This window comes from Leifsonia sp. A12D58, from assembly GCF_047530025.1.
Classification (GTDB): Bacteria; Actinomycetota; Actinomycetes; order Actinomycetales; family Microbacteriaceae; genus Cryobacterium.
This window is the reverse complement of record NZ_JBLJAT010000003.1, coordinates 433,781-447,252: the sequence shown is the minus strand read 5'-3', so window position 1 is coordinate 447,252 and position 13,472 is coordinate 433,781. Positions and strand designations below refer to the sequence as shown.

Genomic DNA, 13,472 nt, shown 5'->3' with positions numbered 1-13,472 from the left:
GCTTCACACCGATCGATAAGGGACGGCGCGACAGTTGAGCACCACAGATGCCGGTATCCGAGGGACCACCTCGGGTACCGGCCTTCACATTTCCGGACTTCACAAGACCTTTGCTGTCGGACGGAAGGAGGTCGTCGCACTCGAGAACGCCACACTGCACACCGAGAAGGGCAGCTTCCTCTCGCTGCTCGGGCCGTCAGGCTGTGGCAAATCGACGATCCTCCGCATCCTGGCCGGGCTGGAGAACGCGACCAGCGGCACCACGCTAGTTGACGGCAAGACGCCGCAGGAACTGCGAAAAGAACACGAGCTCGGAATCGCGTTCCAGGACGCCGCCCTGCTGCCGTGGCGCGGAGTGCGCGCGAACATCCAGCTCCCGTTCGAGGTCGCCGGTCTTCCCGTTGACAACGACTACGTCTCTGAACTCATCGCCCTTGTCGGCCTCGAGGGATTTGAGAAGGCCAAGCCGGCCCAGCTCTCCGGCGGCATGCGCCAGCGGGTGTCGATCGCCAGGTCTCTCGTGCTCAAGCCATCCGTGCTGCTGCTCGACGAGCCGTTCGGTGCGCTCGACGACATGACGCGCCAGCGCCTGAACGTCGAACTGCTGCGCATCTGGACCGAGAAGCCGGCGACGACGCTGATGGTTACCCACGGTATTTCAGAGGCCATCTTCCTGTCGGACCAGGTCGCGGTCATGAGCCCGCGGCCCGGTCGTATCAAGGAGGTCATCGACATCGACCTCCCGCGCCCGCGTCATCCAGACATCATGCGCACCCCCGAGTTCCACGCCCTGCACGACCGCGCTTCCGATCTGCTCTTCGGAGACACTGCGGCTGCTGTGGCGCACTAATGGCAGCGATCAGACGCCTGCCGCAGTGGGCGACAGGCGTCATTGGCGGCGTCGTCATCATCGCCCTGTGGTGGATCAGCGCCCTCACCGTCTTCCAGAGCGTCGGCGCCGCACCCGGCGGAGCCATCCCGACGCCAGGTGCCGTCGTCAGCCAGTTGTTCACTGACGGTTTCGCGTTCTACTGGCCACATGTCGTGGCAACGACGACCGAGGCCAGCATCGGATTCTTCTGGGGCAACCTGTTCGCGCTTGTGCTTGCCGTGTTGGTGCTCATCTTTCCCCGCATCGAGAAAACCGCCATGCAGGTCGCTGTCATCACCTATTGCATACCGATCGTTGCGATCGGCCCCATCGCCTACATCGTGATCGGCCCGTCGACAGGCGACGGCATCTCCGGTACTGCGGTGTTCCTTGCCGCTCTTTCGGTCTTCTTCACCACCGTTGTCGGTTCACTCGTCGGTCTCAAAGCAGCGGATGCCGCCAGCCTCGACATCGTCACCGTCTACGGTGGCAACCGGTTCACCCAGTTACGCAAGGTCCGTCTGATCGCCGGGCTCCCGAGCGTGTTGAACGCCCTGCAGGTCGCGGCCCCCGCCGCGTTCCTCGGTGCGGTGCTCGGCGAATACATGGGCGGAGCTGAACGCGGCCTCGGTGTTGCGCTTCTCGCCGCAGGCTCGTCGGCCAACGTCGATCGGGTCTGGGGACTCGCCATTATTTCAGGGCTTGTCGCCGGAATCGGCTACGTATTGTTCGGGCTCATCGCCAGGGCAGTAGCGCCATGGTCACACGGTCGGAGTGCACGATGAACGCGACGCGAAGCATGGGCCGTTCGCTCGGCAAGAGCCTGCTGACGGGCATCATCACATTCGTGCTGGTGCTCGTGGCCTGGCAGGGACTGTTGTTGCTGCTGAACATCTCTCCCTTCATTGCCAAGGGCCCGCTCGACGTCTGGAACTGGATGTTCACGGTTCCCGCGGCTGCGGAGAACCGTGCAGTCATCGGGGAGAACCTGCTCGTCACCCTGAATGATGCATTCATCGGGTTCGTCGCAGGCCTGCTTGCTGCAACGGTACTGGCCACGATCTTCACGCTGTCCCGCGGCATCGAGAGTGCTCTGATGCCTCTCGCGCTGTTACTGCGTTCTGTGCCGCTGGTGGCTCTGGCCCCCGTGATCATCCTGGTCGTCGGGCGTGGGGCATCCGTTGCCGCCGTGATGGGTGGCATCGTGGTGCTGTTCCCGGCGCTGGTGAATATTGCGTTCGGGCTGCGGAGTCCGTCGCCGCAGATTGCGGATGTTGTCACCGTCTATGGCGGCAATGCGTTCACCGTGCTGCGGAAGGTCGCATTCCCCGGATCGCTGCCGTCGTTCTTCGCTGCAGTGAAGATCTCGATCCCTGGCGCCATCACCGGGTCGCTGCTGGCCGAATGGCTGGCAACGGGGCAGGGCCTCGGCAACGGGATTGTGACGGCGGTGGCCCAGGTGAAGAACTTCGAGGTGTGGTCGTCGGTGGTGGTGATCACGATCGTGTCACTGACGCTTTATGGCCTCGCTCAGATTGCTGAAAACCTGGTGCTGCGCCGGATGGGCATGGAGCAGAGCTCGGGGTCGTAGCACCAGCAACCCTCAGGGGTCATGGCGCGGCTCGAAGCTGACCAACCCGACGGTGTTGCCTTCACTGTCGGTGATGAACGCCATCCACTCGTCGGTGCCCGCCGGGCCCAGGGTGTCGTCGGTGTGGCTGAAGATCACGTGGGGTTCATCGACGATGACGACACCGCGGAGGCGCAGCCGCCCGATGGTCTCGCGCACGTCATCCACCTGCAGATAAATGAGAGCGGATGCCGCCGCCTGCTCCAGCAGCAGCCGCGAGACTCCGATGTTGAAGAACACCAGGCCGGGCGGATCGAACCGTGCTGCCGGCGGTCCACCGAGAAGGTCGGTGTAGAAGACGGCAGCACGGTCGAGGTCATCGGCGTGCTGGGCAACCTGCAGAATCTCCATGGTGTACTCCTCGCGAGGCGTACACCCGATCATCCGCTAGCCGGCGTGTGCCCGCAACTGCTCGGCAACGGCAATCGCGTCGCCTTCTGGTGCGTTTGACTTCTGGTCTGGGCGGGCGATCAGCAGGTAGAGCAGCCCGCTGATCATCACGATGCCGAGGCCGATCAATACGATCCAGTCGTCGAGGAACACGCCGGAGGTACCGGGCGTTGCCAGCAGCACGATGGCGAAAATGCCGTAGAGCAGGGCGAGCACGTTGACGACGTAGCCGGCGACGCCCAGGCTGAATGGTCCTGCCGGCTTCCAGCCCTTGATGCGCTGGCGGAGAGCGGCGAGTACGACAGCCTGGAATGCGACATAGATGCCGATCACAGCGAATGCGGTGATCTGGGTGAGCAGGGCGTCTGAGCCCACGTAGATCAGCACGCACAGCAGCAGCGGGATGGTGCTGGCCACGATCAGCGCATTGACCGGCACCGCGGTGCGCGGCGAGACGTGTGCGAGCCAGCGGTGTCCGGGGAGCATGCCGTCGCGCGCGAAGGAGAACAGCAAGCGGCTCGCTGCGGCCTGCAGGCTGAGCACGCAGGACAGGAATGCCGTGACGGCGATGACCAGGAAGATCTTGGCTCCGACGGTACCGAGCGTCGACTCGAGGATTGCGGGAATCGGGTCGGCATCGGTGCCGTCGACGATCGCCTGCAGGTCGGGAGCCGCCATCACGTAGCCGGCGAAGGCGAACAGCGCCGAGACACCGCCGACGAGGATCGTCATGATCATTGCCTTCGGGATGCGACGGGCCGGGTCCTTCACTTCTTCGGCGACGTCACCGCAGGCTTCAAAGCCGTAGAACAAGAACAAACCGGCCAGGGCTGCGCCGAGGAAAGCTGCGCCGTAGCTGCCATCACCTTCGACCCCCATCGAGTCGAAGAAGATGCTGAACTGCTGCTGGCGCTGGAAGATGAGCAGGTAGAGTCCGACGGCGATCACGCCGACAAGCTCCGCGGCCAGCCCAATGCGAGCGACGCGGGCCAGCATCTTGGTGCCGGAGAAGTTGAAGGCGAATGCGACGACAAGGAAGAGGATCGACAGCCAGAGTGTCACGTCCTTGGTGAGCGGGGCATCGAATAGGCTGGCCAAAAATCCGCTGCCGAACTCGGCGACAGCGGTGATCGTCACGAGCATCGCCCAGACGTAGACCCACGCTGCCATCCAGGCGTAGCGCTTACCCCAGAGGCGTCTTGTCCAGGGGTAGATGCCGCCGGCGATCGGGTACTGCGAAACGACCTCGCCGAAGACGAGGGCAACGAGGAGCTGCCCGCCGCCCACGATGAATAGCCAGAAGATCGAGGGCGGTCCACCGACAGTCATGGCGACGGCGAAGAGCGAGTACACGCCGACGAGCGGCGAGAGATACGTGAATCCGAGGGCGAAATTGGCCCAGAGCGACATCGACCGGTTGAACGAGTTGTCGTAACCGAGCACCCTGAGGTGCTCGCCGTCGTCGAGCCCGTTCTTCGCTGGCACATCTACTGACATGGTGACCTTTCGGGGATCAATCCGTAAGGAGACCGCTGGCCGCCACGGCCAGGAGCCTCAGTGGGTGAGCCAAACATAGCGAAAGAGCGAGGGCAAAGCTATAGAACCGGATGATTGATTGTCGGGGTGTTCGAGGGGTCACCGGTTTTGACTAGTGCGTGAGCGTTTACACGGGCAAAAGTGGGCGACCCCTCGACCGTCGATACCTGAATTTCCGCGGTTTATGTTAAGAATCGCGATTCCTTCGTCAGAAGAGCGCGCGGTTCTGGGGCTGACCTTTGCCAGAGCCAGTAGGTTGTCGTTGGGCAAAGGAGCCGAAATTGAGAATTGGAATTGTCACCGAGTCTTCCCCGGGGGAGACACGGGTCGCCGGTACCCCGTCAACCGTCAGCCAGCTGGTGAAGCTCGGCTACGAGGTAGTCGTCGAGTCCGGCGCTGGTGAGCGGGCCAGCTACCCGGATGCCGACTATGCGGCATCCGGTGTGGCCATCGTCCAGACGGCGGACGCATGGAACGCCGATGTCGTGCTCAAGCTGAACGCGCCCAACGACGCGGAGCTCGCTCGGTTGAAGAGTGGGTCAACCGTGTTGAGCTGGCTGAGCCCCGGGCTGAACCCCGACCTCGTCGAGAAGCTCACGCAGTACCCCATTACGGCGCTCGCTGTGGATGCCGTCCCGCGGCTCTCGCGGGCACAGTCGATGGACGTGCTGTCATCGACAGCGAACATCGCCGGGTACCGCGCCGTTGTCGAGGCGGCGAATGCCTTCGGCCGATTCTTTACCGGTCAGATCACTGCGGCCGGCAAGGTTCCACCGGCCAAGGTGCTTGTCGCGGGTGCCGGGGTGGCCGGCCTCGCCGCCATCGGTGCGGCATCCGCACTCGGTGCCATCGTGCGCGCCACCGACCCGCGGCCAGAGGTGGCCGACCAGGTTAAGTCGATCGGCGGCAGCTACCTGGCCGTTGAGGTCGCCGATCAGGGTGTCTCGACCGACGGCTACGCCAAGGCCACCAGCGAGGACTACAACCGCCGCGCCGCCGAGCTGTACTCGGAGCAGGCGCGCGAGGTTGACGTCATCATTACCACCGCGAACATTCCGGGTCGCGCTGCCCCCATCCTCATCACCGCAGCGGATGTCGCGTCGATGAGCTCTGGCTCTGTCATCGTCGACCTGGCCGCGGCCAACGGTGGCAACGTCGAGGGCACAGTTGCTGGCGAAAAGGTCGTGACGGCCAACGGCGTCACGATCATCGGATACACCGACCTGGCCCGCCGACTGCCGGCGCAGGCCTCGCAACTGTACGGCCAGAACCTGGTCAACCTGCTGAAGCTGCTTACCCCGGGCAAGGACGGCGAGCTCGTGCTCGACCAGGACGACATCGTGCAGCGCTCGATCATCGTCACGCTGGATGGCGAGAAGCTGTGGCCGCCGCCGCCCGTGCAGGTCTCGGCCGCGCCGGTGGCTGCCGCTGGCGCCGCGTCCGCCCAGCCAGTGGTGGCGAAAGCTGGCATGAGCGGCCGCGCCCGCATCGCCATCACCGCCGTCGGTGTGGCCGTGCTATTCCTGCTGATTGCGATCGCCCCCGACCCGCTACCGCGGCACATCACCGTGCTGACGCTGTCGGTCGTGATCGGTTTCTACGTGATCGGCAAGGTGAACCACGCCCTGCACACCCCGCTGATGTCGATCACCAACGCCATCAGCGGCATCGTCGTCGTCGGTGCGATGCTGCAGCTGGTCGGCGACGATCCGGTCACCCGCACGCTCTCCTTCGTGGCCGTGTTGCTGGCGAGCATCAATATCTTCGGCGGTTTCGCCGTGACCCGGCGCATGCTGCGCATGTTCTCGAAGGGCAACTCATGATCACTGCAATCGCCACCGCTGCCTACCTGATCGCGGCACTGCTCTTCATTCTGAGCCTCGGTGGATTGTCAAAGTACGAGACATCTCAGGGCGGCCTCTGGTACGGCATCACCGGTATGGCACTGGCGTTGGTCGCGACCCTGGCGCTCGTGCTCGACATCGCTGATGGCGTGGCGATCGCACTGCTGCTCATCGCCGTCGTGATCGGAGCCGCCGTTGGGCTCTGGCGAGCCGCCAAAGTGGAGATGACCGGGATGCCGCAGTTCATCGCGTTGCTGCACTCCTTTGTCGGTCTCGCGGCAGTGCTGATCGGCTGGAACGGTTGGCTGGAGCACGGCGACATCCCTGCCGAGCTCGTGGGAATCCACCTCGGCGAGGTGTTCGTCGGCGTCTTCATCGGCGGTGTCACCTTTACGGGCTCGATCGTGGCGTACCTCAAGTTGTCGGCTCGAATGAAGTCAGCGCCTCTCGTGCTGCCCGGCCGCAACGTGCTGAACCTCGGCGCGCTTGTGCTGTTCGCCGCGCTCACCGCGTGGTTCGTCATCGCCCCCGACCTTGCGCTGCTGATCGCGGTCACCGCACTGGCCCTTCTGCTCGGCTGGCATCTGGTGGCGTCGATCGGCGGCGGCGATATGCCCGTCGTGGTCTCGATGCTGAACAGTTACTCGGGGTGGGCGGCTGCCGCCAGTGGATTCCTGCTCAACAACGACCTGCTGATCATCACCGGTGCCCTCGTTGGGTCGTCGGGTGCCTACCTCTCGTACATCATGTGCAAGGCCATGAACCGCTCATTCATCTCGGTCATCGCCGGTGGTTTCGGTGCTGTGGCGGCCGCGAAGAGCGACGAGGTCGAGGGTGAGTACCGCGAGGTCGGCGCGCAGGAGGTGGCAGAGCTGCTGGCCAGCGCGAAGTCGGTCATCATCACCCCGGGCTTCGGCATGGCCGTCGCTCAGGCCCAGTACCCGGTAGCCGAGCTGGCGAAGTTGCTGCGCGAGCGTGGCGTCGAGGTGCGCTTCGGCATCCACCCGGTTGCCGGTCGCCTGCCGGGGCACATGAACGTGCTGCTCGCCGAGGCGAAGGTGCCGTACGACATCGTGCTTGAGATGGACGAAGTGAACGACGATTTCGCCAGCACCTCAGTGGTGCTCGTGATCGGCGCCAACGACACCGTCAATCCGGCGGCGGCCGAAGACCCGACAAGCCCGATCGCCGGGATGCCGGTGCTAAAAGTCTGGGAGGCCGAGGAAGTCATCGTGTTCAAGCGTTCGATGGCGCCGGGCTATGCCGGCGTGCAAAATCCGCTGTTCTACCGCGATAACACCCGCATGCTGTTCGGTGACGCCAAGGAGCGCGTCGACGAGATCGTACGCGCGCTGGCCCCGGTCAAGCGCTGAGCTTAAACAAAACGGTTGGCGACAGGAATTCTCCTGCCGCCAACCGTGTCGGTGCTGCGATGGCGATTAGCCGATGCGGATCATCTTCTTGTTGACGAACTCATCCGCACCGAAGCGGCCGAGCTCGCGGCCGGAGCCTGAGCGCTTGACGCCACCGAAGGGCAGCTCGGCGCCATCGGCACCGACGAGGTTGATGAACACCATGCCGGCTTCGATGCGGTCGGCCACGCGGATGGCCTGCTCAGCGTCAGTTGTGAAGACGTAGGAACCGAGACCGAACGGGGTGTCGTTCGCGAGGCGGATGGCGTCATCCTCTGAGGTTGCACGGAAGACCGAGGCCACCGGCCCGAAGAACTCCTCGTGGTACGCGTCATTGTCGGGGGTGACATCGGTGAGCACCGTCGACGGGAAGTAGGTTCCGTTGCGCTCGCCGCCGACGGCGACAGTGGCACCTTGAGCGACTGCGCGGTCGAGCTGGTCCTGCAGGCGCTCTGCCGCGAGCTCCGAGGAGAGCGGGCCGAGAACTGTGTCGGGCGAGGTGGGGTCGCTTGGCGTCACAGCGCCGATCGCGGCGTTGAACTTCTCGAGGAACGAGTCGTAGAGATCGTCGGCAACGATGAAGCGCTTGGCCGCGTTGCAGGCCTGGCCGTTGTTGTCGAGACGGGCGGCGACGGCTGCTTCGACGGTGGCGTCGAGGTCGTCTGTCGACAGCAGGATGAACGGGTCAGAGCCGCCGAGCTCGAGCACGACCTTCTTGAGGTTGCGGCCGGCAACCTCGGCGACGGCCGCACCGGCACGCTCAGAGCCGGTGAGCGAGATGCCGTGCACGCGCGGGTCGGCGATGACGGTGGCGATTTGCTCGTTGCTGGCGTAGATGTTGACGTACGCGCCGACGGGGAATCCGGCATCCAGGAAGATCTGCTCGATCGCCGCTGCCGACTCGGGGCATTGCCCGGCGTGCTTGAGCAGAATGGTGTTGCCCACGATGAGGTTGGGGGCTGCGAAACGGGCGACCTGGTAGTACGGGAAGTTCCACGGCATGATGCCGAGCAGCACGCCGAGTGAGCTGCGGCGGATGAGCGCTGAGCCTTCGCCGGCGAGCAGTGTGATCGGCTCATCCTTCATCAGCTCGACAGCGTTGTCGGCGTAGTAGGCGTAGATGTCAGCGCTGAAGTCGACCTCACCGAGGGCCTGCTCGATAGGTTTGCCCATCTCGCGCACGATGATGGCTGCAAGCTCCTCTCGGCGCTCTGTGTGCAGCTCGCTGACACGGCGGATGAGGGCTGCGCGCTCTTCGACGGTGCTCTGGCGTGACCAGTCGCGGTGAGCGGCATCAGCGGATGCGACAGCTGCGTCGAGCTGCTCATCGGTGATCAGGGGATAGGTCTTGACCGTTTCTCCGGTCGCGGGGTTGATGACGGCGTAGTCACTCATGGGGGCTCCTTCTCACACAGTTGCCCACCATCATAAGGGGCGCCGCTCAGCTCCGATATGGACGCTCCGTCTGAATCGGGTGAGGGTTTGGACAGTCCGTACAGCGGGCGCGAGATCGGAGTCGTGGTCGTTATTCTGCACTCAGAACGACCACAACTCCGATCTCGCGCAGCCGGTACCGGTCAGAGGATGGCGAGGGCGAAGGGGGTCGTTGGGCAGGGCAAGCGTCTGTGCGCGGTGAGCAGCGAACCGGGTGACACCGCGGGATCCGTCGACATGATCACTCGACCAGCGTCGCTGAGCATGGCGAGGGAGAGGGGGCAGTCGAGGAACAGGCCAAGAAGTTGGGTTTCAAGCGTGCGCACCGCGACATCCACTCCGACGACGCCGATCATCCGGTCGTCGTTCGCGTACACCGGAACCGTGATGGTGAGGATGTACTCGAAGGTGCAGAGGTGATCGACGTACGGCCCCGTCACGTGTGCGTGCCGGGTGGTCTCCGGGATGCTGTACCACTCGAGCGAGCGGAAATCGCGCAGGTATTCAGTGTGGATGCGGGCGGTCAGGTCGAGTTTGGTCGGTTCGGTGGTGCGGCCGAGGATCGGGTTGCCCTCGAATGGTCCGAGCCACCAGGAGAAGTGCACGTCTGTGCCGTTCACGAAGTCGCCGGCCGTTATGAAGCCGGCACCGATGAACAACGGGGCGGGCTGCGCAAGTTCGGACACGACGAGATCTTCGACCAGGGCATCGAGGTCGCCGGGGGTGATCTGCTCGCCGGAGTCGGCGACCACAGTGCGCCATTCGTCGAGTCGCACGAAGATCTGCTCGAAGAGGATGTCGACGGCCGCGGCCACTTCGACCGGCGTGGTCTCGGCGCGTGCCATCGTGGCCCTGCCAGCGTGCTCAGTGCCGTCAAGGTGCTCAGTGCCGTCAGCGGTCTCAGTGCTGTCAGCCGTCTCAGGCGTCGTCATCGAGGCGACCTCCTCGCTCAATCGTCGTCTTTGCGGCAAGCAGCCACTCGGCCAGTTCCTGGATCTGGGTTGCGACGAGGGTACGGGCGGTGACGGCATCCTGCGCGCTGATCGCTTGGGCGATCAGCGCATTCTCGGCCGCAAGCCGGGCTCTGGCCTGCTCGTCTGTCATGGCGAGCAGCAGCAGTGGGCCGAAGTCGGCCTGCAGGCTGATCTGTTCGCGCACGAGGCGCGCCGACTGGCTGAGGACGGCCAGCTCCAGGTAGAATCCGCCCGCGTTGCTGCGTGCTGCCGACGCAGTACTCCAATCGGCACCGGCCAGCCAGGTGGCCAACCGCACTGCATCGTCAGCCGAAGCGTGCATCGCGGCGCGCTCGGCACAGCCGGCCACGATTGTCGAGAAGTACACGGTCATATCGCTGAGGTCGACCCTGGCAAGGCCGCGGAGTCTCGCCGCCAACAGGGAGCCGTGCTGAGCGGGGCTTGCGGTGATGAAGCTGCCGCCCTCTCGTCCCCTGCGCGTCTCGATCAACCCGGAGTCGCGCAGCACCCCGAGGCCTTCGCGCACGGTGATGAGTGCGACGCCGAAGCGCTTGGCCAGCTCGGGTTCGCTCGGCAAGCGCTCGCCAGGCGCGAGGACACCGAGGATGATGGCGTCGGTGAGGCGTTGGGCAACCTGTTCGGCGCGACCGGCCTCGATGAGCTGCGCGAAGACCGCTTCGCGCGCCCCGGGTTGTCGCTCAGCCGCCATGCTGCAAATCTAGTGGCCATCACCGAACCATTCCTGCTGGAGCGGCATAAAACATCCGGTATAGGATCAAATCAGATGCGACCGCTGCGGGTTCTGCGGTTCTATTCAGAGACGCGAGGAGGCGCTGTGCGGGACGATCCTGACGCCGTGCAACGCGGCCCGCTCGCCGGCATCCGTGTCGCCGACTTCTCTCGAGTGCTCGCCGGGCCATATGCCACGATGATGCTCGCCGACTTCGGCGCAGACGTGATCAAGATCGAGAGCCCGACCGGTGACGACACCCGGGCATGGACTCCGCCGGTCGACGCGCAGGGCGGCTCGACCTATTTCGCCGGGCTCAACCGCAACAAGCGCTCGGTGGTCTGCGACCTGACGACCGAGGCGGGGCTGGCCGAGGCGCAGCGAATCGCCGCCTCTGCCGATGTGGTCGTCGAGAATTTCAGGCCAGGTGTGATGGCCAGGTTCGGGCTCGATTTTGAGACCCTGCGCTCGCAGAATCCGGGAGTCGTGTACTGCTCCATCACCGGATTCGGCTCGGGTGCCGGGGCGCGCCTGGCCGGGTACGACCTGCTCGTGCAGGGAGTCGGTGGGCTGATGAGCATCACCGGGCCGGTTGACGGTGAACCGAGCAAGGTGGGTGTGGCTCTCGTCGATGTGCTCACCGGGCAGAACGCGTTCAGTGGCATCCTGCTCGCCCTGCGTGCGCGTGACGAGACCGGAGATGCCCAGCTGCTCGAGGTTGACCTGCTCACCACGCTTCTTGCAGCGCTCACCAATCAGGCGTCGAGCACACTGGCGACCGGGATATCGCCGGCCAGGCAGGGCAATGCGCACCCGAGCATCGCACCGTACGAGTCTTTTCCCGCGGCCGACCGCGCCCTCATCATCGCCGTCGGCAACGACAGGCAGTTCCGCACCCTTGCCCGCTTGATCGGGGCGCCGGAGCTTGCCGACGATGCGCGCTATCTGACCAACGAACTGCGCGTCGCGAACCGCGCCGCCTTGCGTGAAGCGATGAACGGATGCCTGGCCAGCGGGACCGCGGCCTCCTGGGTCGACACCCTCACCGACGCCGGGGTACCGGCCGGAGTGGTGAACACCATCGACGAGGCATTCGCCTTCGCCGACGACCTCGGCCTCAACGCAGTCGTCGACGTGCATGATGCCCTCGGCCGGGTCAGCAGGCAGGTCGCGAACCCGATCCACCTGGCCGGCGCACCCGCGGCGTACCGCACATCGCCCCCGACGCTCGGCGAGCACGCCGGGGCCGAATGGGTGCAGAAGCTGATGCAACCCGAGACTTTCCCGAACACACGAAAGCAGGACACCAGTGACCACGACCGACAGCACACCGGCAACCGGCTCCGCGGCGGAACGCGACGGTGCGGCATCCGATGATGCAGCCCGCGACGTAGCGGCATCCGCTTCGTCGGCCCTGCACGTCGACGAGGTCTTTGACTTCGACGCGCTGCTCTCTGACGAGGAACGCGAGTGGCAGCAGAAGGCCCGCCGGTTCGCGACCGAGCGCATCCTGCCCACCATCGAGCAGGACTTCGACGACAAGTACTTTCGCCGCGAGCTCATCGCCGAGTTCGGTGCTGCAGGTTTTCTCGGCATGCACCTCACCGGTTACGGGGCCGCGGGCGCGAGTGCTGTCAGCTACGGACTGGTCTGTCAGGAGCTCGAAGCCGCAGACAGCGGATGGCGCACCTTCGTGTCTGTGCAGGGATCCCTTGCGATGACGGCGATCGCCAAGTTTGGCTCTGAGGAGCAGAAGGACCGCTGGCTGCCCGGCATGGCTGCCGGCAAGATCGTCGGCTGCTTCGCGCTGACCGAGCCGACGGGTGGAAGTGATCCGGCAGCGATGCAGACCACTGCCCGACGCACAGATGACGGTGACTGGATCATCGACGGGACCAAGCGCTGGATCGGCCTGGCCAGCATCGCGGATGTCGCAGTCGTGTGGGCCGCAACCGACGACAGTGTGCGCGGCTTCCTCGTGCCCACTGACACACCGGGCTTCACCGCAACTCCCATCGACAACAAGCTGTCGATGCGGGCGTCAATCCAGTGCGACGTGATCCTCGACGGCGTGCGAGTGCCTGCCGACGCGCAGCTGCCAGGGGCGCGGGGACTCTCTGGGCCGTTCGGATGCCTCAACGAAGCCAGATTCGGCATCGTCTGGGGCGCGATGGGAGCGGCCAGGACCTGCCTCGAGGTCGCGATCGACCGCTCACGCACCCGCGAAGTCTTCGGCAAGCCGATCGGGGCAATGCAGCTCACCCAGGCGAAGCTTGCCGACATGCTTCTCGAATACGAGAAGGGCACGCTGCTTGCGCTGCATCTGGGCCGGTTGAAGGAGCGCGGTGTTTTGACACCCGCTCAGATCAGCGTCGGCAAACTCAACAGTGTGCGCGAGGCGATCGAGATCGCCAGGCAGGCGCGCAGCATCCTCGGCGGAGACGGCATCACCAGCGAGTTCCCCGTGATGCGTCACCTGGCAAACCTGGAGTCGGTGCGCACGTACGAGGGCACAGACGAGATCCATCAGCTTGTGCTCGGCCGGGCGATGACCGGGCTGAACGCGTTCGGCTAAGCGACGAATTGTGCAACTCGAAAGGGTGCCAACAGAACTCCTGTTGGCACCCTTGTGCGGTTTCGTGGCTAGCGGC

12 protein-coding genes are annotated in these 13,472 nt (G+C 64.8%); 7 read left to right on the top strand and 5 right to left on the bottom strand.

Going from position 1 to position 13,472, the window contains the following annotated elements:
* Positions 1–34 precede the first annotated feature (34 nt).
* From ACMT3I_RS10405 to ACMT3I_RS10395, 3 genes are read left to right on the top strand one after another with little or no spacing between them, the layout of a single operon-like run.
* Positions 35–850, top strand: a complete 816-nt coding sequence (locus tag ACMT3I_RS10405) for an ABC transporter ATP-binding protein (protein WP_414804418.1) — start codon at positions 35–37, stop codon at positions 848–850.
* On the top strand, positions 850–1,656 hold the full coding sequence (locus ACMT3I_RS10400) for an ABC transporter permease (protein ID WP_414804417.1): 807 nt from the start codon (positions 850–852) through the stop codon (positions 1,654–1,656). Before ACMT3I_RS10405 ends, ACMT3I_RS10400 begins: the two co-directional genes overlap by 1 nt.
* Positions 1,653–2,462, top strand: coding sequence for an ABC transporter permease (locus ACMT3I_RS10395; RefSeq protein WP_414804416.1), 810 nt, complete (start codon positions 1,653–1,655; stop codon positions 2,460–2,462). The genes ACMT3I_RS10400 and ACMT3I_RS10395 overlap by 4 nt, the downstream gene beginning before the upstream one ends.
* Positions 2,463–2,474: 12 nt before the next feature.
* On the opposite strand, the gene ACMT3I_RS10390 is transcribed toward ACMT3I_RS10395, so the two are convergent.
* Positions 2,475–2,852 (bottom strand): VOC family protein, encoded by a 378-nt coding sequence (locus ACMT3I_RS10390; protein ID WP_414804415.1) that lies wholly within the window; start codon positions 2,850–2,852, stop codon positions 2,475–2,477.
* Between the two features lie 36 nt (positions 2,853–2,888).
* Positions 2,889–4,388: an APC family permease gene (locus ACMT3I_RS10385; RefSeq protein WP_414804414.1), complete on the bottom strand. Its 1,500-nt coding sequence runs from the start codon at positions 4,386–4,388 to the stop codon at positions 2,889–2,891.
* 320 nt (positions 4,389–4,708) lie between these two features.
* Here ACMT3I_RS10385 and ACMT3I_RS10380 point away from each other — a divergent pair, with 320 nt between their 5' ends.
* Both ACMT3I_RS10380 and pntB read left to right on the top strand, forming a co-directional pair.
* Positions 4,709–6,250, top strand: coding sequence for a Re/Si-specific NAD(P)(+) transhydrogenase subunit alpha (locus ACMT3I_RS10380; protein WP_414804413.1), 1,542 nt, complete (start codon positions 4,709–4,711; stop codon positions 6,248–6,250).
* A complete protein-coding gene (pntB, locus tag ACMT3I_RS10375) occupies positions 6,247–7,644 on the top strand; it encodes a Re/Si-specific NAD(P)(+) transhydrogenase subunit beta (protein ID WP_414804412.1) in 1,398 nt (465 codons plus the stop codon). The genes ACMT3I_RS10380 and pntB overlap by 4 nt, the downstream gene beginning before the upstream one ends.
* Positions 7,645–7,710: 66 nt before the next feature.
* Here pntB and ACMT3I_RS10370 read toward each other — a convergent pair whose 3' ends face one another.
* The 3 genes from ACMT3I_RS10370 to ACMT3I_RS10360 all read right to left on the bottom strand — a co-directional run bounded on the left by ACMT3I_RS10370 (position 7,711) and on the right by ACMT3I_RS10360 (position 10,800).
* On the bottom strand, positions 7,711–9,078 hold the full coding sequence (locus ACMT3I_RS10370) for an NAD-dependent succinate-semialdehyde dehydrogenase (RefSeq protein ID WP_414804411.1): 1,368 nt from the start codon (positions 9,076–9,078) through the stop codon (positions 7,711–7,713).
* A gap of 182 nt (positions 9,079–9,260) precedes the next feature.
* The gene (locus ACMT3I_RS10365) at positions 9,261–10,049 is read right to left on the bottom strand and encodes a cache domain-containing protein (RefSeq protein ID WP_414804410.1); all 789 of its coding nucleotides are present in this window, start codon (positions 10,047–10,049) and stop codon (positions 9,261–9,263) included.
* Positions 10,036–10,800, bottom strand: coding sequence for a FadR/GntR family transcriptional regulator (locus tag ACMT3I_RS10360; RefSeq protein WP_414804409.1), 765 nt, complete (start codon positions 10,798–10,800; stop codon positions 10,036–10,038). Before ACMT3I_RS10360 ends, ACMT3I_RS10365 begins: the two co-directional genes overlap by 14 nt.
* Positions 10,801–10,926: 126 nt before the next feature.
* Here ACMT3I_RS10360 and ACMT3I_RS10355 point away from each other — a divergent pair, with 126 nt between their 5' ends.
* Both ACMT3I_RS10355 and ACMT3I_RS10350 read left to right on the top strand, forming a co-directional pair.
* Positions 10,927–12,198 carry a CaiB/BaiF CoA transferase family protein gene (locus ACMT3I_RS10355; protein ID WP_414804408.1) on the top strand — a complete coding sequence of 424 codons (1,272 nt, stop codon included), beginning with the start codon at positions 10,927–10,929 and terminating at the stop codon, positions 12,196–12,198.
* Between the two features lie 37 nt (positions 12,199–12,235).
* Positions 12,236–13,396 carry an acyl-CoA dehydrogenase family protein gene (locus ACMT3I_RS10350; protein WP_414804493.1) on the top strand — a complete coding sequence of 387 codons (1,161 nt, stop codon included), beginning with the start codon at positions 12,236–12,238 and terminating at the stop codon, positions 13,394–13,396.
* Positions 13,397–13,472 lie beyond the last annotated feature (76 nt).